Below are 19777 nucleotides of genomic sequence, written 5' to 3'. Positions count from 1 at the left end.
ATCTGCGCGCGTCCATTCACCTCAGGTGATTTGTCGAACTTAGATGTCTTCCATTCCTGTGTCGCTGCACTCCGCGAAATGCACGTGTTAGGTCACCCATGGGACCTGCGTGTTGGCAGGGATTGGGGTGCACTATGGAATGCGTCATTGCGCCGAGACATTTTGTCCGCGCTGCTTTACTTGGAGCCGTTAGCTTTCTCGCTCTCTCGCTGAATTTTCCGTTCGATCAGAAGGCCTATGCGCAGGGCACCTTGCCGCCGGTGACGGTGGATGCGCCGACCAAACCGAGGCCACGGCAGACGATCCAGCGCTCGCAATCCCCGGGTGACCGCACGCAAAGGCGGGCGACTGTGTCGGCGCCACGCAACATCGCTCCAGTTCCTTACGTGACGCCTTCGACCGGCACGCTCGGCGCGCCGCCGGCGCCCTACGCCGGAGGGCAGGTTGCGACCGGTGGAAGTCTCGGCCTGCTCGGCAATCGCAGCGTCATGGACACGCCGTTCAACCAGACCAGCTACACGGCCGAGCTGATCAAGAACCAGCAGGCGCGCACCATCCGCGACGTTCTCGCCAACGATCCATCGGTACGCGTGGTGCAGGCGGCCGGCGGCGGCGCCGACAGCCTCTTCATCCGCGGCTTTTATTATGACAGCGGCGACTATGGCCTGAACGGGCTCTACGGGATCGCACCCTATTACTCGACCGGCGCGAACTTCGTCGAGCGCGTCGAAGTGCTGAAGGGGCCGAGCGCCGTGCTCAACGGGATGACGGTCGGTGGCACCGGCGCGACCAGCGCGGGCGCCGTCGGCGGCAGCGTCAATCTCGTCACCAAGCACGCGGGCGATGTCGACATCACCCAGTTGACTGGCACCTATGCGTCAAAGTCGCAATTCGGCGAGCAGATTGACATCAGCCGGCGCTATGGCGAGCACAAGGAGTGGGGCGTTCGGCTCAACAACACCTACTCGAACGGCAGCACGCCGTGGAATCGCCAGAACGACGAGTTCGGCAACGTTGCGCTCGGCCTCGATTATCGCGGCGAGAGCGCGCGCGTCGCCGTCGATCTCGGCTACCAGGCCGACGTCCTCAATCCGCCCTTGCGCTTCTTCACCGTGGGCTCGACCGTCATCCCGCCGCCGCCGAAGGCCGGGCTGAATTTTCAGGTGCCGTGGGCATACTACCACCCGACCGATTTCTTCTCGACGGTCAGAGGTGAAGTCGACGTCACCGACTGGATGACCGCGTATGCGGCGTTCGGCTATCACGACAGCAACATCAACTATGCCTATCCGTCGCCGATCATCAGCAATGCCATTCCGGGCGTGACGACAGCGACGCCCGCTACATTCCAGCTTGGCGGGCTGCGATCGACGCCGTTCCAGGGCAAGGAAACCTTCGAAACCCTTGCCGGCGAAGCCGGCGTCCGCATCAATGCCGACACCGGGCCGGTCAATCACGCGCTCAATGTCGGCTATTCGATCAACGACAGAACCTACAATCAGCGCATCCTGACGCCGACGCCAGGGCCCGGAACGATCTACTGGAATCTCTACACCGAACCAACGAACATCGCGAAGCCGACGTTCGGCCCGCTGGGCGCCAGCCAGATCACCAATGTCGATCTCTGGAGCGTCGGCGTCTCCGATACGATGTCGCTCTGGAACAAGCGCCTCCAGTTCACGGTCGGCGTCCGGCGCCAGACCGCCGGAAGCTCGGTGACCAACTATCTGTCGCCGGCACTGACGCGGCCGGAGCAGGACACCTCAGTCTGGACGCCGGCTTACGCAATTGTCGTCAAGCCGATCGAGAACATCTCGCTCTATGCGAACTACATTGAGGGCCTGCAGACGCCGGCCGTGGTCGCTGGCACCTTCCTCAATCGCGGGACGGTTTTCCCGCCCGGACAGACCAAGCAGGCCGAGGCCGGCATCAAGATCGATGCGGGACGCATCACCGCGACCATGAGCGGGTTCGACATCTCTCAGCCCAGCATCATTTCGGTCGTCGAGCCGCTCGGCATCTCGCAGCAGCTCAACGGCCGGCAGCGCAATCGCGGCATCGAGCTCAACGTGTTCGGCGAGGTCACCCCTTGGTTCAGGCTGCTCGGCGGCGTCGCGCTGATCCACGGCGTGCAGGAAAAGGCGACGCTGGCCGCCAATGACGGCAAGGAGGCCATCGGTGTGCCGGCGGTGAACGCCAATATCGGTGCGGAATGGGATACGCCCTTCGTCCGCGATCTGACATTGACGGGGCGGGTGATCTACACCAGCTCGCAATATGTCGATCTCGCCAATACGCTCACCCTGCCGGAATGGACCAGGGTCGATATCGGTGCGCGCTACACGTTCACCTCGCCCTGGAACGGCAAGCCGATCGTGGTTCGCGCCAATATCGAGAACCTGTTCAACAAGGCCTATTGGGCGTCGGCCTATAGCGGCGTCATCACGCTTGGCGCGCCCAGGACCTATCTGGTCTCGACCACCTTCAATTTTTGACGGGACGGCTCTGATCCCCGGGATAGCGACCATCGCCACATGAAGATCTTCGCCAGAACCGCTCTCGCCATCGTCGGAGGTTATGTCGGGACCTCGGCGATCATTGCCGCGCTGGCGATGATCGCAGTGGCCATGGTTGGCATGGAGCGGAGCGAAGCCGCCACGCTGGGCGCGATGCTGGGGTTCGTGATCTATCTCGGTGTCATGATCTGGTCGTTTGCCGAGCCCGCGCTGATCCGTGTCACGCTCTGGCTCGGCGCGGTCACGGCGCTGAGCCTGACGCTGGTCCTCCTGCTCAGCCGGTTGCCGTCCTAGGCCATGGAACCGACGTTTCGCGCATCGATGAACTGGTTGCACACCTGGTCGGGTGTGGTGCTGGGCTCGCTGTTGTTCGCCATCTTCTGGATGGGAACGCTGTCGGTGTTCGACAAGGAGATCGACCGCTGGATGATGCCGGCGTCGCGCCTCGCGCTGCCGGCGGAGTTCTCCTACGAGACGATGCGTCCGGCCTATCAGGCCGCGCTGGCGGCCAAATCGCCGAGCGTGCTCCTGCTGGTTCCGAACGAGCGCAATCCGGTCATCACGGCGCTGTGGCGTGGGACCGACGGCGCGTTCGCGCAGCACATGTTCGATCCAACGACGGGCGCCGAGCTGCCCGATCAGGGCACGCTTGGCGGAAGCCGGTTCATCTATCCCTTTCACTACAGCCTGAACCTGAAGGTGCTGGGCCTCGGTTACTGGATCGTCGGCCTCTGCGGCATGATGATGATGGTGCTGTGCGTGTCCGGCGTCGTGATCCACCGCAAGATCTTTGCGGACTTCTTCACGTTCCGGCCGGAGCGCAAGATGCGGCGCGCGACGCTCGACCTGCACAATGTCGCCGGCGTTCTCGGCCTTCCCTTTCACGTCGTGATCAGCGTCTCGGGTCTCGTCATCCTGTTCTCCCTGTATTTTCCCAGCAGCATCTGGGCGGTCTACCGGCAGGATGTGCGCCTGTTCGGTCGCGAGGCCTACGGCTCCTATGTGCGCCCCCCGGCCAGGCGCCCTGCCGATCTGGTCTCGTTCGACACGATCGTCGCGAAAGCGAAATCGGTCTGGGGGCAGGGGGAGCCGAACTATCTCTATGTCTTCCATCCCGGCGATGCCGCCGCCTATGTCCAGGCGAACCGTTCGTCCGAGGACGTCGTCAGCAACATCTCCCATATGGCCTATGTCGACGGAGCGACCGGCGAGTTGCTGTCGGCGAGCAAGCCTGAAAAGCCCGCCGCGGTCACCCAGCGCTTCATCGCGGGCCTGCATTTCATCCAGTTCAAGCACTGGACGCTGCGTTGGCTGTACTTCGTGCTCGGACTTGCCGGATGCGTGCTGATTGCGACCGGTCTGCTGTTCTGGGTCGAGTCGCGGCGCGAACGGCATCGCAAGCTCGGTCGTTCCGGGGCGCGCGTGGTCGAGGCGGTGACGGTCGCGAGCGTGACCGGTGTCCTGATCGCCACGCTCGCCTTCATGGTGACCAATCGCGCGCTGCCTCTCGGCGCATCGGCCTTCGGTGTCGAGCGCGGCGCGATCGAGGTTGTTGGCTTTCACCTGGTCTGGCTGCTCACATTGCTGCATGCATGGAGTTCCGGAGGTCGGGCCTGGATTGGCCAGTGCTGGACGATCTCCGCGCTCGCTGTGGCGGCCGTGTTGCTCAACGCGGTCACGACCGGAGATCATCTGATCAGAGCCATCGTTCACCGGCAGCTCTGGCCGGTCGCAGGGATCGACGCCACACTGCTGATTGCAGCCGTCGTCGCCGCCTGCGCCGCGCTTCGTCTTGCGCGCAGCAGGCGCGTCGCTGCGGTGTCCTTGCAAGAGGCGGGCGCATGATGATCGCGATGGCGCTTTTATTCGCCGGATGGTCGCTGCTCGCGGGCAGCCAGCCCAAGCAGTTCGGCCGTATCGTGCGCCATGGCCATCTTTCCAAATCGACCGGGATCGCGATGCGATGGGCCGGTGCGGTCCTGCTCCTGGCGTCCCTCGCGATCCTGGTGCAGTCCGAGGGACCCTCGTTCGGCGCGCTCGTCTGGGCTTGTCTCCTGAGCATCAGTGCGATGGCCGTTGCACTGATACTGGCTTGGCTGCCGAGGATCACGCCGGCGACATAGATGCTCCGGCCGGCAGGCGGCAGCGCACATAGGTTCGTTCGTCCGCGCGCAGCAGTGACAGCGATCCGCTGAGCGCGCGCACGCGTTCGTGCATGCCGGTGAGGCCCCGGCCGAAGGCGTTGCCCTCGGGAAAGCCGTCGCCGTCGTCGGAGATCTCGACGACGAGCGTCTCACCGGTGACGGCCGCCTGCACATGGGCATTGCTGGCCCTGGCATGGCGCAGCACATTGGTCAGCGCCTCCTGGATCACCCGATAGACGGTCCGGGCGAGCGGTCCGTCGATCGCGTTGAGACCAGGATCGATCGTGGCCGTCAGGCCGATATGCGGCGCCTGCTTGCGAAAGTTCACAAGCAGCGTCTGCACGCTGGTCTCGAGGCCCAATTCCTCGATGTAGAGCGGCCGCAGCCGGTCGAGGATGCGACGGTTGGTCTGCTGGAGCGCCTCGACCGATTGCAGCACCTGCTGCGCCGAATTGCCGAGATTTCCTGCCGGTGGCGAGGTCTCGATCAGCGCGATCGTGCCGGCGCGGATGCTGAACAGCAACGGACCGAGTTCGTCGTGCAGTTCGCGGGCGAGATCGCGCCGCTCGTCGTCCTGGAGCGACACCAGGCGATGCAGCAGGTCGCGATTGTCCTCGCTCAATTGCGCCAGCGTCGCAGCCAGCGCATTGGCCTCCTCGCAGCTTTGCCGGATTTCCGGCGGTCCGCAGACCGGAATCGGCGTAATGTAGTCGCCGCGCCGTATCCGCGTCAGTCCTTCGCCGAGATGTTGCAGGGGGCGCAGCGCCGATCTCGCCAGGACAAAGGCGATGGTGCCGGTGAGAACCATCAGCACGGCGATCAGGCTGGTGAGCGCGAGGAAGCCGATCCATTTCTCGAACAGGTCGGCCGACATATCGGGCAGGAAGATGAGATCGCCGACGCGCTTGCCGTCGATCATCACGGGGGATGCCGCGTCCAGGTCGGGGATGGTGAGCAGGTCGATGAACCATTGCGGCACGCCATGCGGCTTGCGCAGATCGTCCTTCGCGGAGGGCGCGGGACCTGCTTCGGCGGAACGGAATTGGATATCAGATGAGGTGTCCAACGAATGGACAAAGGCGTCGAGCGTCTGCCGCGGATTGTCCGAGGTATGCAGGGTGTTGTTGAGCGCGGCGGCGATGACCCGGGTCGAACGTCGACCAGGCTCGTTCTCCTCCGCCAGCTGGCCTCCTGAGAAGGTATGGAGCAGCACGCCGCCCATGATCAGCGCAGCGAGGAGGCTCGCGCCGAGCGGAAGAAACAATTGCGTCGTGAAGGAGAGACGTTGCCACATTAGGTCAATTCTAACGCGTCCCGGCGAATTTCTCTCTTTCCATTTGTTCCCGCCGGTCTATGAGTCGAAGAACAAGAGGGTATGCGATGCAAGATACCGCCAAGCCGGCGACCAGGATCCTGATCGTCGACGATCATCCCGTCGTCCTGTCAGGTTGCCGCACCCTTTTCGCGTCCGACCATTCGATCCGCATCGACGAGGCGACCGACGCCAAATCCGGGCATCGCGCCTATGTCAGCAGGCGGCCCGACGTCACCGTGATCGACATCAGCCTGCCTGACGTTTCCGGCTTCGAGCTGATGCGGCGGATCCGCAAGGACGATCCCGCCGCTAAGATCATCATGTTCAGCATGAACGACGATCCAGCCTTCGTGGTGCGGGCGGTCGAGCTGGGGGCGCAGGGCTATGTCTCCAAGGGCGACGATCCCCGGATCCTGCTCAAGGCGGTGCGCAAGGTGGTGGCGGGCGACAATTTCATCTCGCCGCAGCTCGCGGAGGCCGTGACCTTCTCCGGCGCTGCGATCAAGGCCAATCCGGCCTCGCAGATGACGCCGCGGGAACTCGAGATTCTCCGGCTGCTCGGACGCGGCGACAAGATCGTCGAGGTCGCCGAGGCGCTCGGCATCTCCTACAAGACGGTCGCCAACACCACGTCGCTGCTCAAGCAGAAGTTAGGGGCCAAGAACCATTCCGATCTGATCAGGATCGCGGTGGAAATCGGGATGAACTGACGTCCCGCTAGCGACCGAACCGGCTGCTTCCGGGATGCAGCGGTTCGGCCGACGGATCGGCGTCGCCATCGGCCGGGCAATGCGTGGACGATGGCCGGCACCATCCGCCGACCCAATGGATCGTCGCGGCATTCGTTCCCTGAGCAGGCAAGGTTTTCGGGAAGAAGCGGCAACATGGCGCGAGCCGTTGCTTTGGCGCACGAGTGAAAACCTCATTCGCGCCGGGAAAAACAGGAACATTTTTCGCCACCTGCCGTTTTCGCTCTTGACGATCAGATGACGGGCGTCGAAAGCTTGGGTGAACAGTTTTAGCGGGTCGGCGACCCCGATGAGGCAAACCGGTCTGCACACAACGACAGACCTTCCAAGAGAGGGCTGCGGCAATGCCGCAGCCCTTTTTCATTGGGCTGGAGCATGATCCGGAAAAGTGTGAAGCGGTTTTCCGAAAAGATCATGCTCAAACAATAACCTAAAGCGCGATGGCGATTGATCCCAATCTCATCGCGCAGGTGCGGGATGGAAGCGGTTTCCCGATGCCGCAAAACACTTTAAGGTGGCCCAGAGCCTCTGGCTGTTAACAAGTAATTTCGTAAAATCAAAGGCTTAACGATCAAGCTCAGGCTCGGTCGGCCTTTGGAGGGCAGTTTGACTCGTTATATCTCGACCCGGGGCGAGGCCCCCGAACTCGGCTTCTGTGACGTGATGCTGACCGGGCTCGCCCGCGACGGCGGCCTGTATGTACCGGCCACCTGGCCGCAGCTCTCGACCGAGGCCATCGCCGGCTTCTTCGGTCGCCCCTATTGGGAGGTCGCGGTCGATGTGATCCGCCCCTTCGCCGGCGGGGAGATTTCGGACGCCGAGCTCGGCCGCATGGCCAACGAGGCCTATGCCACCTTCCGCCATCCCGCGGTGGTGCCGCTGCGCCAGATGTCGCCGCACCAGTTCGTGCTGGAGCTGTTCCACGGCCCGACGCTCGCCTTCAAGGACGTGGCGATGCAGCTGATCTCGCGGCTGATGGACCACGTGCTCGCCAAGCGCGGCCAACGCACCACCATCGTGGTTGCGACCTCGGGCGACACCGGCGGCGCCGCGGTCGAAGCGTTCGCGGGCCTCGAGAATGTCGATCTGATCGTGCTGTTCCCGCACAAGCGCATCTCCGAGGTCCAGCAGCGGATGATGACGACGACGGGCGCTGCCAACGTCCATGCGCTCGCCATCGAAGGCACATTCGACGACTGCCAGGCGCTCGTGAAGGGGATGTTCAACAACCATCGCTTCCGCGATGCGACGTCGCTGTCGGGCGTCAACTCGATCAATTGGGCGCGCATCGTCGCCCAGGTGGTCTACTACTTCACGTCGGCCGTTGCCGTCGGCGCGCCGGCGCGCGCGGTGGACTTCATCGTGCCGACGGGCAATTTCGGCGATATTTTCGCCGGCTACGTCGCCAAGCGCATGGGGCTGCCGGTGCGCACCCTGCGCATCGCCGCCAACGTCAACGACATCCTGGCCCGCACGCTCAAGACCGGCATCTACGAGGTGCGCGAGGTGCACGCCACGGCGTCGCCGTCGATGGACATCCAGATCTCCTCGAATTTCGAGCGGCTGCTGTTCGAGGCCGGCCGGCGCGATGCGGCCGGCGTGCGCCGGCTGATGGATTCGCTGAAGCAGTCGGGACGCTTCGTGCTGCCCGATGCGACGCTGGCCGCGATCCGCGAGGAGTTCGACGCCGGCCGCGCCGACGAGACCGAGACCGCGGCCGCGATCCGCGCCGCCTGGCGCGAGGCGGGCGAGCTGGTCGATCCCCATACGGCGGTGGCGCTCGCAGTCGCCGACCGCGACACCACCGACACCACGGTGCCCAACATCGTGCTCTCCACCGCCCATCCCGCCAAATTCCCTGATGCGGTCGAGGCTGCCTGTGGCCAGCGACCGCAGCTGCCCGCCTGGCTCGACGGGCTCATGACCAAATCCGAACACATGAAGGTGATGAAGAACGATCAGGCCGAGGTCGAGCGGTTCGTGCTGTCGGTCAGCCGCGCCGCAAAACAGGGAGTTGCCGGATGAGCGTCGAGATTTCCAAGCTTGCCTCCGGCCTGACCATCGTCACCGACAGGATGCCCCATCTGGAGACCGCCGCACTCGGCGTCTGGGCCGGCGTCGGCGGGCGCGACGAGAAGCCCAACGAGCACGGCATCTCGCATCTGCTTGAACACATGGCGTTCAAGGGCACGACGACGCGCTCCTCGCGCGAGATCGTCGAGGAGATCGAGGCGGTCGGCGGCGACCTCAATGCCGGCACCTCGACCGAGACCACGTCCTACTACGCGCGGGTGCTGAAGGCCGACGTGCCGCTCGCACTCGACGTGCTCGCCGACATCCTCGCCAATCCCGCCTTCGAGCCGGACGAGCTGGAGCGGGAGAAGAACGTCATCGTGCAGGAGATCGGTGCGGCGCAGGACACGCCCGACGACGTCGTGTTCGAGCATCTCAACGAGCTCTGCTATCCCGACCAGCCGATGGGCCGCTCGCTGCTCGGCACCGCCAAGACGCTGCGCGGCTTCAACCGCGACATGCTGCGCGGCTATCTGTCGACGCATTATCGCGGGCCCGACATGGTGGTGGCCGCCGCTGGCGCCGTCGACCACAAGCAGGTGGTCGCCGAGGTCGAGGAGCGCTTTGCGGGCTTCGAGGCGACGCCGGGCCCGAAGCCGCAATCCGCCCAGTTCGGCCAGGGCGGCGCCAAGGTGGTCCACCGCGAGCTCGAGCAGGCGCATCTGACGCTGGCGCTGGAAGGCGTGCCGCAGACCGACCCGTCTCTGTTCTCGCTCCAGGTCTTCACCAACATCCTCGGCGGCGGAATGTCGTCGCGGCTGTTCCAGGAGGTGCGCGAGAAGCGCGGCCTGTGCTACTCGATCTACAGCTTCCACGCGCCCTATACCGACACCGGCTTCTTCGGCCTCTACACCGGCACCGATCCGGCCGACGCGCCGGAGATGATGGAGGTCGTGGTCGACATCATGAACGAGTCGGTGGAGACGCTGGCCGAGGCCGAGATCGCGCGCGCCAAGGCACAGATGAAGGCCGGCCTGTTGATGGCACTGGAGAGCTGCTCGTCGCGAGCCGAGCAGCTTGCCCGGCATGTGCTGGCCTATGGCCGGCCGCAGACGGTGCAGGAGCTGGTGGCCCGGATCGACGCCGTCAGCGTCGAATCGACCAGGGATGCCGCGCGTGCGCTGCTTGCGCGCAGCCGCCCTGCGGTTGTCGCATTGGGCAGCGGCAGGGGTCTGGACACGGCGGTGTCTTTTGCGGAAGGATTGACGCGGGCGCGCGCCAAGGCACGGCTGCACTAGGAGCCGCGCAGGGGCGCCGCCCCGGGAAGCATCACCATGGCCCTGTTTCGCCTGCCATCCAGTGGACCCGCCGCTCTCGCCCCGCGCGGCAACGGGCTGTTGCTGCGCGCACCGCAGATGTCGGACTTCTTGCAGTGGGCGCACCTGCGCGAGTCCAGCCGCGATTACCTCACGCCCTGGGAGCCGATCTGGCCCTCCGACGATCTCACCCGGTCCGGCTTCCGCCGCCGCCTGCGCCGCTATTCCGAGGACATCGCCGCGGACCGCTCCTATCCCTTCCTGATCTTCCGCGAGCTCGACAGCGCCATGGTCGGCGGTATCACCCTCGCCAATGTCCGGCGCGGCATCGTGCAGGCCGGCACCATCGGCTACTGGGTCGGACAGCCCTATGCCCATCGCGGCTACATGACGGCGGCGCTGCGGGTGCTGCTGCCGACGCTGTTCGGCGAGCTCAATTTGCACCGGGTCGAGGCCGCCTGCATCCCGACCAATGCGCCGTCGATCCGGGTGCTGGAGAAGTGCGGCTTCTCCCGCGAGGGGCTGGCGCGCCGCTACCTCTGCATCAACGGGGTCTGGCAGGACCACCTGCTATTTGGCCTCCTGCACGAGGATTTCCGCGGCTGAGCCGTGGCATGCCTTTGGCCAAAGTCTCATTGGGCGGCCTCATCTGCTGCCTTGGGTTCGCCGATTTTGACGATATAACGCGGCAGGGCCTGCCGGCGATCGGCCGGACAATTGTCATGGAGTCTAGGCGTCGATGGTGCAGGAGCTTCGGTCATCGCGGAATGTGTTGCGGCGGGGGACGGGGATCGCGCTGGCGTTGTCGGTTGCGCTCGCCTCCGTCTCGCCGGTGGCGGCCCAGTCGCTGACCGACCGCTTCAAGAGCCTGTTCGGCGGCAAGTCCGACGAGCCGGCCGAGCCCAAGCCGGCGCCCGCGCCGGGCCAGCCGACCGATGACGAGATCGATTGCCCGCAGGTCACCGTGCGCTCCGGCGCCTCCACCTATGCGGTCGGTGCCTCCGGCAAGCCGGCGGTCGGCAGTGACATCCGGTTCCAGGCCACGATCACCAAGATGGCGCGCGAATGCGCCCGCGGCGGTGCGGGCATCACGACCCGGATCGGCATCCAGGGTCGCGTCATTGCCGGACCCGCCGGGGCGCCAGCCACCGTCGAGGTGCCCCTGCGTGTCGCCGTGGTGCAGGGCGGCATTGGCGAGAAGGTGATCGCCTCCAAGGCCTACCGGACCACGGTCGAGATGTCGGAAGGCGGCAGCGTGCCCTTCACCTTCGTCGCCGAGGACCTGACCTATCCGGTGCCCTCGGCCGCGACCGCCGATTCCTACATCTTCTACGTCGGCTTCGACCCGCAGGCGCTCTCGCCCGAGCCGAAGGCGCGGAAGAAGAAGTAGGTGAAGTTTCGCAAGGGACCGTCATGCCCGGGCTTGTCCCGGGCATCCACGTTCTTCGTGCCGCGTGGCAAGGCGTGGATGGCCGGGACAAGCCCGGCCATGACGATGAGGAAGCAACCTGCCCAAACAAAAAAGCCGGCGCTGATCGCGCCGGCTTTTTGATTGGTGAGGACAAATCCCTCAGTTCAGCTTCTGCCGAACCTCGCTGATGCCCTTGGCGAGCAGATCGTCGGCGACCTGGCCCTTGACCGACTGCGACAGGATCGTCGAGGCGGCCTGGACGGCGGCTTCCGCGGCGGCGGCGCGGACATCGGCCAGCGCCTGGGCCTCGGCGAGCGCGATCTTGCTCTCCGCGGTCTTGGTCCGGCGGGCGACGAAGTCCTCCATCTTCGCCTTGGCGTCGGCTGCGATGCGCTCGGCTTCGGCCTTGGCGTTGGCGATGATGTCGGCGGCCTCGCGCTCGGCCGTGGCACTGCGCGCCTTGTAGTCGGCGAGCACCTTGGCGGCCTCCTGCTTGAGGCGCTCCGCGTCGTCGAGCTCGGCCTTGATGCGGGCGGCGCGATGATCGAGCGAGGTCATCGCGGTCTTGAAGACCCCGAGATAGCCGAACACGACCATCAGGATCACGAAGGCGACGGCGACCCAGAATTCAGGTTCGAAGAACATATCGCCTAACCCTTCAAGGACGCGTCGACCGCGGCATTGACCGCCGCAGCGTCCGGAATGACGCCGGTGAGCTGCTGCACGATCTGGCCTGCCGCATCGGCCGCGATGCCGCGGACGTTGCTCATGGCGGCCGTGCGGGTCGAGGCGATGGTCTTCTCCGCCTCGGCGAGCTTGGTCGCCAGCTGCTCTTCAAGAGTCTTGCGTTCGGCTTCCGCCTGCGCATTCGCCTTGTCGCGGGATTCGTTGCCGATCGCCTGCGCCCGCGTGCGCGCCGAAGCGAGCTCGCTTTCATAGGCCTTCAGCGCCGCGTCGGACTGGTCCTTCAGCTTCTGCGCTTCGGCGAGGTCGCCCTCGATCTTGTTCTGGCGCGCCTCGATCGCACCGCCGATGCGCGGCAGCGCGAGCTTGGACACGATCACGTAAAGCACGACGAAGAAGATCGCGAGCGACACCAGTTGCGATGCAAAGGTGCTGCTCTCGAACGGCGGAAAACCGCCACCGTGGTGACCACCGTCAGCCTCGGTGTGGGTGCCCGCCGCCGGACCCTTTGCGCCGCCATGACTCTCAGCCATGGAGATCTCCTGTTGCTGTCACGCGCGCCGTCCCAGAGGCTGGAACGGCGCGAAAAACGTCGTCCTCAGAGCGGAACGAACAGCAGCAGCAGCGCGATCAGCAGCGAGAAGATGCCGAGCGCTTCGGTCACGGCGAAGCCGAAGATCAGGTTGCCGAACTGGCCCTGAGCGGCCGACGGGTTGCGCACGGCTGCGGCGAGGTAGTTGCCGAAGATCACGCCCACGCCGACGCCCGCACCGCCCATGCCGATGCACGCGATGCCCGCGCCGATAAGTTTTGCTGCTGCCGGATCCATTTTAGACTCCTTGGAAGAAAGATTGGGTTGTGGGTGGAAATTCCCCGGACCGCTCAGTGTCCCGGATGAATGGCGTCGTTGAGGTAGATGCAGGTCAGGATCGCGAACACGTAGGCCTGGAGGAACGCGACCAGGAGTTCGAGCGAGGTCAGCGCGACCGTGAGCGCCAGCGGCAGCACGCCGCCGATCCAGCCGACGGCGCCGAGCGAGAAGCCGAGCATGGCGACGAAGCCCGCAAACACCTTCAGCGCGATGTGGCCGGCCAGCATGTTGGCGAAGAGACGGACGCTGTGGGAGACCGGCCGCAGGAAGAACGACAGGACCTCGATGAACATGACCAGCGGCAGGATGTAGCCGGGGACGCCGTGGGGAACGAAAATCTTGAAGAATTTCAGGCCGTTCTTGTAGATGCCGTAGATCAGGACGGTGAAGAACACCAGCAGCGCGAGCGCCGCGGTGACGATCAGATGGCTCGAGACCGTGAAGGTGTAGGGGATGATGCCCACCAGGTTCGAGACGCAGATGAACATGAACAGCGAGAAGATCAGCGGGAAGAACTTCATGCCTTCCGCGCCGGCGGTCGACCGGATGGTCGAGGCGACGAACTCGTAGGAAATCTCGGCGACCGACTGGAGGCGTCCGGGGACCAGCTGCGTGCCGCTCGCGAGCATCAGGAGCGAGATGATCGCAACCGCCACCAGCATGTAGAGCGAGGAGTTGGTGAAGGCGATCGTGTGGTTGCCGATATGGCCCAGGGTGAAGAGAGGCTCGATGTTGAACTGGTGGATCGGGTCGATTTTCATCAGCGCGGCATCTCTTGGTCTGCCGGGCAATGCCGGCGGGTCTCGGTCTGCCGGCCGGGCCGGCCCGTACCGGCGAGGCCGGTACGATCATTCCTCTCCTGGGCGGATCGCTTAAGAACCACCGCGCCTGTTTTGACCCGCGCCCGCCGTTCTCACCACATTCACCACCCCGGCGACGAAGCCCAGCAGCAGGAACACGATGAATCCGAAAGGCGACGTCGACAGCAAGCGGTCGAACCCCCAGCCAATCCCCGCTCCGACAACGACGCCGGCGACCAACTCCGAAGATAACCGGAAACCAAGCGCCATCGCCGAGGCTCTGGCCGCTCCGTCTCCATCGTCACCTGCGGGTTGCTCGGTCTTATTTCGGCGGTCGCGATATTCGGACAACCGCTGATTAAGTTTTCCGAGCCGTTCGGAAAGCGCAGCTTCCTCGGACGATCTATCGCGATCCCCATTCTCCCCGTGCCCCGTGCCCTGTGTCATGCAACGAAGACCCGAAACGCCGGCTGAATGGAAATTACGCCCGCCACCCTCAAAAGCCGCGCGGACCATACTGATGGCCTATAATCAAGTCAAGCCAAGTCACGATTGCGTCGCTTTCCATTATGTATCTGATTTATCTGATGATATTGGCGTGCGCAGCAGCGCTGCACACAGCGTGACGCCGCACCGCAGCAGCTGTCCTCAGGATAGGCTTGGGCCGCCGCCATTTCGCCGTGCTTGCGGGGATCGAAGCGATGGCGGCGATCGTTGATGTCAGCAGTGCGTTTTGGGCGGCGGATTGTCTCGCCGGGGTGTAGAATTGCAGGACAGCCGCAGACGGCGCGGCGGAGAGTGCGATGAGATCAGCGACGTCGTCCACAGCAGCTTGGCTTGCGGCGCTTGCCGCGGTGATGGCCGTCGGCGGCGGCCTCGTTGCCGCGCAGTCCGCGCCCGACGGCGAAAACGGCCGCTACAGCATGACGCCGATCCCCGAGGGCGTGCTGCGGCTCGACACCCGCACCGGCACGGTCTCGACTTGCACCAAGAACGGCGCCGGCTGGGCCTGCTATGCGGTGCCCGACGAACGTTCCGCGCTCGATGCCGAGATCGGCCGGCTCCAGGCCGAAGTCGAGAAGCTGAAGGGCCAGCTCGCGGCGGGGGCGACCGTGTCGGGCAAGATCGACGAGCCGCTGCCGAAATCGGCTCCGCTCAAGAAGCCGGAGCCGAAGATCGCCGAGGGCGAGCGCCGGATCGAGATCCCGCTGCCGAGCGACCAGGATCTCGACCGGGTGATGTCGTTCCTGGAAAAGGCCTGGCGCCGGCTGATCGACATGGCCAACCGCGTGCAGAAGGACGTGTCGGGGAAGATTTGAGGACCCTCCGCGCTATCCACGCGTTGAGCTATCGTAGGGTGGGCAAAGGCGCTCTTACGCCGTGCCCGGCATGCCTCTACAACGATGAAGGAAGACGTGGGCACGGCGCCTTGCGCCTTTGCCCACCCTACGGCCGCGTTGGATTAGTCGAGACCGTTCATGACATCAGCCAGATCTGTCACCCGCTCGGCACCATCGACGGTACACGCCACGAGCGTCAGCACCGCGACGCTGACAGTGCAGACCTCCGGCTGCAGCTTCATCGACCTCACGCGCGACGCCGCGAACTTCGTCACCGACGTTCATGCGCGGGACGGGACGCTGACGCTGTTCATCCGTCACACCTCGGCGTCGCTGACAATCCAGGAGAATGCCGATCCTTCCGTGCTGGTCGATCTCACCACGGTGCTGGCGCGTCTCGCACCGGACGATGCAGATGCAGGCTGGACTCACGACACCGAAGGCCCGGACGATATGCCGGCGCACGTCAAGACCATGCTGACGGGGACCTCACTGCATGTGCCGGTCCTGAACGGCAAGCTCGCGCTCGGCACCTGGCAGGCGATCTATCTGATCGAGCACCGCGCTCGCCCGCACCGGCGCGAGGTGGTGCTGCAATTCATCGGCAGCAGCAATCAGTAGAGCGTCTTGTCAGTAGAGCGTCTTGGAGCGAAGCGGTTGCCGGTTCGCGTGAAGGATTCCGGCACAAAACAAAACCGGCCGCGGAGACCGCGGCCGGTTCGTATCGGTTGAGATCGGCGCCTCCGATCAGGTCGCCTTGATGTCGACGTCCTTGGTCTCGGGCAGGAACAGGAAGCCGATCACGACGGTGATGGATGCGAAGACGACCGGATACCAGAGACCCGCATAGATATCGCCGGTCGAGGCCACGATGGCGAAGGCGGTTGCCGGCAGCAAGCCGCCGAACCAGCCGTTGCCGATGTGGTAGGGCAGCGACATCGAGGTGTAGCGGATGCGGGTCGGGAACAGTTCGACCAGCATCGCGGCGATCGGGCCGTACACCATGGTGACGAAGATCACCAGGATGAACAGCAGTCCGACGACTGCCGCCACCTGCGGACGGAAGATGTCGAACGGATGCGCCATCTTCACGATGCCTGCATCGCCAGCCTTCGGATAGCCAGCCGCCTGCACGGCAGCGAGCACGGCCGGGTTGCTGTCCTTGGCGTTCGTGTACGGAACGTCCTTGCCGTTGACGACGACCTTCACGCCGGAGCCGGCCGCGCCAGACGTGGTCGCGTACTTGACCGACGACTGCGACAGGAAGGCACGCGCAGTGTCGCAAGGTGCGCTGAAGACGCGGGTGCCGACCGGATTGAACAGGTCGCCGCAGCCCGCGGGATCGGCGACCACCTCGACCTTGGTCTGCTCGATGGCCTTCTCCAGCGCCGGGTTGGCGTTGGTGGTGATCATCTTGAAGATCGGGAAGAAGGTCAGCGCCGCGATCAGGCAGCCGCCGAGGATGATCGGTTTGCGGCCGATCTTGTCGGACAAGACGCCGAACACGATGAAGAAGCCGGTGCCGAGCAGCAGCGACCAGGCGACCAGCAGGTTGGCGGTATAGCCGTCGACCTTCAGGATCGATTGCAGGAAGAACAGCGCGTAGAACTGGCCGGTGTACCAGACCACGCCCTGGCCCATCACGCCGCCGAGCAGGGCGAGCAGCACGAGCTTGCCGTTCTGCCAGTTGCCGAAGGCTTCCGTCAGCGGCGCCTTCGAGCTCTTTCCTTCGTCCTTCATCTTCTGGAAGATCGGCGATTCATTGAGGCGCAGCCGGATCCAGACCGAGATGCCGAGCAGCAGCACCGAGACCAGGAACGGGATTCGCCAGCCCCACGCCGCGAAATCGGCTTCGCCGGTCGCGGTGCGGGTGAACAGGATCACCAGCAGCGACAGGAACAGGCCGAGCGTCGCCGTGGTCTGGATGAAGGAGGTGTAGTAGCCGCGCTTGCCGTGCGGCGCATGCTCGGCGACATAGGTCGCCGCACCGCCATACTCGCCGCCGAGCGCCAGACCCTGGGCGAGGCGCAGTGCGATCAGGATGATCGGGGCCGCGATGCCGATCGTCGCCGCGTTGGGCAGCAGGCCGACGATGAAGGTCGAAAGACCCATGATCAGGATGGTGACGAGGAAGGTGTATTTGCGGCCGACGATGTCGCCGATGCGGCCGAACACGATCGCGCCGAACGGGCGCACCAGGAAGCCCGCGGCGAACGCCAGCAGCGCAAAGATGTCGCGGGTGGCCGGCGGATAGGCCGAGAAGAACTGCGCACCGATGATCGAGGCGAGCGAACCGTAGAGGTAGAAATCGTACCACTCGAAGACGGTACCGAGCGAGGAGGCGAGAATGACGAAACGTTCGTCCTTCGTCATTCCTCCCGCGCCTTCTTGAGACACAGCCACTGTCGACATGTTGAGTCGCTCCCCGAAATGTAATGCGTTTCCTCTGCCCCAGACGTCCGGACATGCCGGATCAACCCTGGTCTTGACGACAAGGTAACATCGGCGTGAAACCCGCCCCAATACGACTTTCGGCCTTGCGCACGGACGCGCACCTGACGCTCCGGTATCGGGCGCCGGCGCGCAAGCCGTGAAGCCGGGGATTAACCCCTTTGCAGCAAAGGGATAATGTGCACTTGCATGCCACGGCCGCTCGGGGAAGAATTGACGTGCCGCGGCAGCTGTTCGCCAGTCCGGCGCGAATCGAAGCAAGAGAACGATGAACGCTCCCTCGACTCATCTCGTCATTGCCGATGACCATCCCCTGTTCCGCGATGCCCTGCGGCAGGCGGTGGCGGGTGTCCTAACCTCGGCCAGGATCGACGAGGCCGGCTCGTTCGAGGATCTGACCAGGCTTTTGGAACAGACCTCCGACGTCGACCTGATTCTGCTCGACCTCTCGATGCCCGGGATCTCCGGCTTTTCCGGCCTGATCTATCTGCGCGCGCAATATCCGGCGATTCCGGTGGTGATCGTTTCGGCTTCCGACGACAGCGCCACGATCCGCCGCTCGCTCGATTTCGGCGCTTCCGGTTTCATCCCGAAGCGGTTCGGCGTCGAGACCTTGCGCGACGCCATCCTCAAGGTCATGGAGGGCGACGTCTGGGTTCCGGCCGACACCGACCTGTCGGCCGCCGCCGACCCCGACACGACGCGCCTGCGCGATCGCCTGGTGACGCTGACGCCGCAGCAGGTCCGGGTCCTGATGATGCTGTCGGAGGGGCTGCTCAACAAGCAGATCGCCTACGAGCTCGGCGTCTCCGAGGCCACCATCAAGGCCCACGTCTCGGCGATCCTGCAAAAGCTCGGCGTCGAGAGCCGCACCCAGGCCGTCATCGCTGCCGCGAAGATCGCGGGCGGCCAGTGGAAGCAGGGCTCGCCCACAGGCTGATGACGGTGTGAAGTTCGGCTGGCGGCGCGAACTTTAATCCCATCGCGCTTTAGTCCCGCAGCAGCTCGTTGATGCTGGTCTTCGAGCGCGTGCGCTCGTCGACGCGCTTGACGATGACGGCGCAGGCGGTGCTCGGGCCCATCTGGCCGTTCTTCATCGGCTTGCCGGGCAGGGCACCGGGAACGACCACGGAATATTCCGGCACTTCGCCGATGAAGATCTCGCCGGTCTCGCGGTCGACGATCTTGGTCGAGGCGCCCAGGAACACGCCCATCGCCAGCACCGCGCCCTTGCGCACGATCACGCCTTCGGCGACCTCGCTGCGGGCGCCGATGAAGCAGTCGTCCTCGATGATCACGGGCTCGGCCTGGAGCGGTTCGAGCACGCCGCCGATGCCGGCGCCGCCGGAGATGTGCACGCGCTTGCCGATCTGCGCGCAGGAGCCGACGGTCGCCCAGGTGTCGACCATGGTGCTCTCGTCGACGTAAGCGCCGAGATTGACGAAGGACGGCATCAGGACGACGTTCTTGGCGATGAACGCCGAGCGGCGGACGATCGAGCCGGGCACGGCGCGAAAACCGGCATCGCGAAAACGATTCTCGCCCCAGCCTTCGAACTTCGAGGGCACCTTGTCCCACCAGGTCGCCTTGCCGGAACCGCCGGGGATGACGCCCATGTCGTTGAGACGGAACGACAGCAGCACGGCCTTCTTCAGCCACTGATTGACCTTCCACTTGCCGTCGCTGCCGCGCTCGGCGACGCGCGCCTCGCCCTTGTCCAGAATCTCCAGCGCCTGATCCACGGCCTCGCGCACCTCGCCCTTGGTCGAGGTCGAGATGCCGTCGCGCGCGTCGAAGGCGCTGTTGATGGTGGATTCGAGGGCTGCAAGGGACATCGGGATTTCCTCTAGGAAATTTGACGGATTGGGGCGCTTTTTCGGGATTTGGAGGGGAGGAGTCAAGCTTGGCCTCACCGTCATCACCCGCGAAGGCCTTCGCTGGGCATGACGGCTAGGTCTGCCTCGTAGCCCGGATGGAGCGAAGCGTAATCCGGGAAAGTCCCTCGGCGGCGACAGGCCCCGGATTTCGCTTACGCTCCATCCGGGCTTCTGTAACGGGCGGTGGTTAGTCAATCCCTTTTTGCGTCATCCACTCGCCGGGAACGTGCTTCTGTACGGGATCGGCGCTGTGGCCGTCGCCTGATGGGGTTCTGGAGAGGAGCAGGTCG

General features: G+C 64.7%; 20 protein-coding genes. 12 read left to right on the top strand and 8 right to left on the bottom strand.

The window, feature by feature from the left end; all coding sequences use genetic code 11:
- The first annotated feature begins 134 nt into the window (after nucleotides 1–134).
- The 4 genes from GPL20_RS36345 to GPL20_RS36330 are packed head-to-tail and all read left to right on the top strand — an operon-like array spanning nucleotide 135 to nucleotide 4639.
- On the top strand, nucleotides 135–2495 hold the full coding sequence (locus GPL20_RS36345; RefSeq protein WP_157337156.1) for a TonB-dependent receptor: 2361 nt from the start codon (nucleotides 135–137) through the stop codon (nucleotides 2493–2495).
- A gap of 39 nt (nucleotides 2496–2534) precedes the next feature.
- A complete protein-coding gene (locus GPL20_RS36340; RefSeq protein WP_157337154.1) occupies nucleotides 2535–2810 on the top strand; it encodes a hypothetical protein in 276 nt (91 codons plus the stop codon).
- A gap of 27 nt (nucleotides 2811–2837) precedes the next feature.
- A complete protein-coding gene (locus tag GPL20_RS36335) occupies nucleotides 2838–4361 on the top strand; it encodes a PepSY-associated TM helix domain-containing protein (protein WP_205751237.1) in 1524 nt (507 codons plus the stop codon).
- A complete protein-coding gene (locus tag GPL20_RS36330) occupies nucleotides 4358–4639 on the top strand; it encodes a DUF3325 domain-containing protein (protein WP_157337150.1) in 282 nt (93 codons plus the stop codon). Before GPL20_RS36335 ends, GPL20_RS36330 begins: the two co-directional genes overlap by 4 nt.
- Here GPL20_RS36330 and GPL20_RS36325 read toward each other — a convergent pair.
- The gene (locus tag GPL20_RS36325; RefSeq protein ID WP_157337148.1) at nucleotides 4623–5954 is read right to left on the bottom strand and encodes a histidine kinase; all 1332 of its coding nucleotides are present in this window, start codon (nucleotides 5952–5954) and stop codon (nucleotides 4623–4625) included. The genes GPL20_RS36330 and GPL20_RS36325 overlap by 17 nt on opposite strands.
- Before the next feature lie 86 nt (nucleotides 5955–6040).
- On the opposite strand from GPL20_RS36325, the gene GPL20_RS36320 reads away from it, so the two are divergent.
- From GPL20_RS36320 to GPL20_RS36295, 5 genes are all read left to right on the top strand, one after another.
- Nucleotides 6041–6685 carry a response regulator transcription factor gene (locus GPL20_RS36320; RefSeq protein ID WP_157337146.1) on the top strand — a complete coding sequence of 215 codons (645 nt, stop codon included), beginning with the start codon at nucleotides 6041–6043 and terminating at the stop codon, nucleotides 6683–6685.
- A gap of 645 nt (nucleotides 6686–7330) precedes the next feature.
- Complete coding sequence (gene thrC / locus GPL20_RS36310) at nucleotides 7331–8749, top strand: threonine synthase (protein WP_167533357.1); 1419 nt, start codon at nucleotides 7331–7333, stop codon at nucleotides 8747–8749.
- Complete coding sequence (locus tag GPL20_RS36305) at nucleotides 8746–10035, top strand: M16 family metallopeptidase (protein WP_157337140.1); 1290 nt, start codon at nucleotides 8746–8748, stop codon at nucleotides 10033–10035. The genes thrC and GPL20_RS36305 overlap by 4 nt, the downstream gene beginning before the upstream one ends.
- 36 nt (nucleotides 10036–10071) lie before the next feature.
- Complete coding sequence (locus tag GPL20_RS36300) at nucleotides 10072–10659, top strand: GNAT family N-acetyltransferase (protein WP_157337138.1); 588 nt, start codon at nucleotides 10072–10074, stop codon at nucleotides 10657–10659.
- A gap of 133 nt (nucleotides 10660–10792) precedes the next feature.
- Nucleotides 10793–11443: a hypothetical protein gene (locus GPL20_RS36295; protein ID WP_157337135.1), complete on the top strand. Its 651-nt coding sequence runs from the start codon at nucleotides 10793–10795 to the stop codon at nucleotides 11441–11443.
- 180 nt (nucleotides 11444–11623) lie between these two features.
- On the opposite strand, the gene GPL20_RS36290 is transcribed toward GPL20_RS36295, so the two are convergent.
- The 5 genes from GPL20_RS36290 to GPL20_RS36270 all read right to left on the bottom strand — a co-directional run bounded on the left by GPL20_RS36290 (nucleotide 11624) and on the right by GPL20_RS36270 (nucleotide 14266).
- Entirely contained in the window at nucleotides 11624–12109 is a 486-nt protein-coding gene (locus tag GPL20_RS36290) for a F0F1 ATP synthase subunit B family protein (protein ID WP_157337133.1), read from the bottom strand.
- A gap of 5 nt (nucleotides 12110–12114) precedes the next feature.
- Nucleotides 12115–12681 carry a F0F1 ATP synthase subunit B gene (locus GPL20_RS36285; protein ID WP_157337131.1) on the bottom strand — a complete coding sequence of 189 codons (567 nt, stop codon included), beginning with the start codon at nucleotides 12679–12681 and terminating at the stop codon, nucleotides 12115–12117.
- A gap of 65 nt (nucleotides 12682–12746) precedes the next feature.
- A complete protein-coding gene (locus GPL20_RS36280) occupies nucleotides 12747–12977 on the bottom strand; it encodes a F0F1 ATP synthase subunit C (protein WP_007599451.1) in 231 nt (76 codons plus the stop codon).
- Between the two features lie 53 nt (nucleotides 12978–13030).
- Nucleotides 13031–13780, bottom strand: coding sequence for a F0F1 ATP synthase subunit A (locus GPL20_RS36275; protein WP_157337130.1), 750 nt, complete (start codon nucleotides 13778–13780; stop codon nucleotides 13031–13033).
- Between the two features lie 111 nt (nucleotides 13781–13891).
- On the bottom strand, nucleotides 13892–14266 hold the full coding sequence (locus GPL20_RS36270) for an AtpZ/AtpI family protein (protein WP_157337128.1): 375 nt from the start codon (nucleotides 14264–14266) through the stop codon (nucleotides 13892–13894).
- Between the two features lie 356 nt (nucleotides 14267–14622).
- On the opposite strand from GPL20_RS36270, the gene GPL20_RS36260 reads away from it, so the two are divergent.
- Entirely contained in the window at nucleotides 14623–15138 is a 516-nt protein-coding gene (locus GPL20_RS36260; RefSeq protein WP_157337126.1) for a hypothetical protein, read from the top strand.
- A gap of 159 nt (nucleotides 15139–15297) precedes the next feature.
- Nucleotides 15298–15780, top strand: coding sequence for a secondary thiamine-phosphate synthase enzyme YjbQ (locus GPL20_RS36255; protein WP_157337124.1), 483 nt, complete (start codon nucleotides 15298–15300; stop codon nucleotides 15778–15780).
- A gap of 126 nt (nucleotides 15781–15906) precedes the next feature.
- Here GPL20_RS36255 and GPL20_RS36250 read toward each other — a convergent pair whose 3' ends face one another.
- The gene (locus GPL20_RS36250; protein WP_205751236.1) at nucleotides 15907–17532 is read right to left on the bottom strand and encodes an MFS transporter; all 1626 of its coding nucleotides are present in this window, start codon (nucleotides 17530–17532) and stop codon (nucleotides 15907–15909) included.
- Nucleotides 17533–17878: 346 nt separating this feature from the next.
- Here GPL20_RS36250 and GPL20_RS36245 point away from each other — a divergent pair, with 346 nt between their 5' ends.
- On the top strand, nucleotides 17879–18550 hold the full coding sequence (locus GPL20_RS36245; protein ID WP_157337119.1) for a response regulator: 672 nt from the start codon (nucleotides 17879–17881) through the stop codon (nucleotides 18548–18550).
- 49 nt (nucleotides 18551–18599) lie between these two features.
- On the opposite strand, the gene dapD is transcribed toward GPL20_RS36245, so the two are convergent.
- Complete coding sequence (gene dapD / locus GPL20_RS36240; RefSeq protein WP_157337117.1) at nucleotides 18600–19445, bottom strand: 2,3,4,5-tetrahydropyridine-2,6-dicarboxylate N-succinyltransferase; 846 nt, start codon at nucleotides 19443–19445, stop codon at nucleotides 18600–18602.
- Nucleotides 19446–19777: the final 332 nt, after the last annotated feature.

Source organism: Bradyrhizobium cajani, from assembly GCF_009759665.1.
Classification (GTDB): domain Bacteria; phylum Pseudomonadota; class Alphaproteobacteria; order Rhizobiales; family Xanthobacteraceae; genus Bradyrhizobium; species Bradyrhizobium cajani.
The sequence above is the reverse complement of the archived record's forward strand: the minus strand, read 5'-3'. Positions and strand labels throughout refer to the sequence as shown.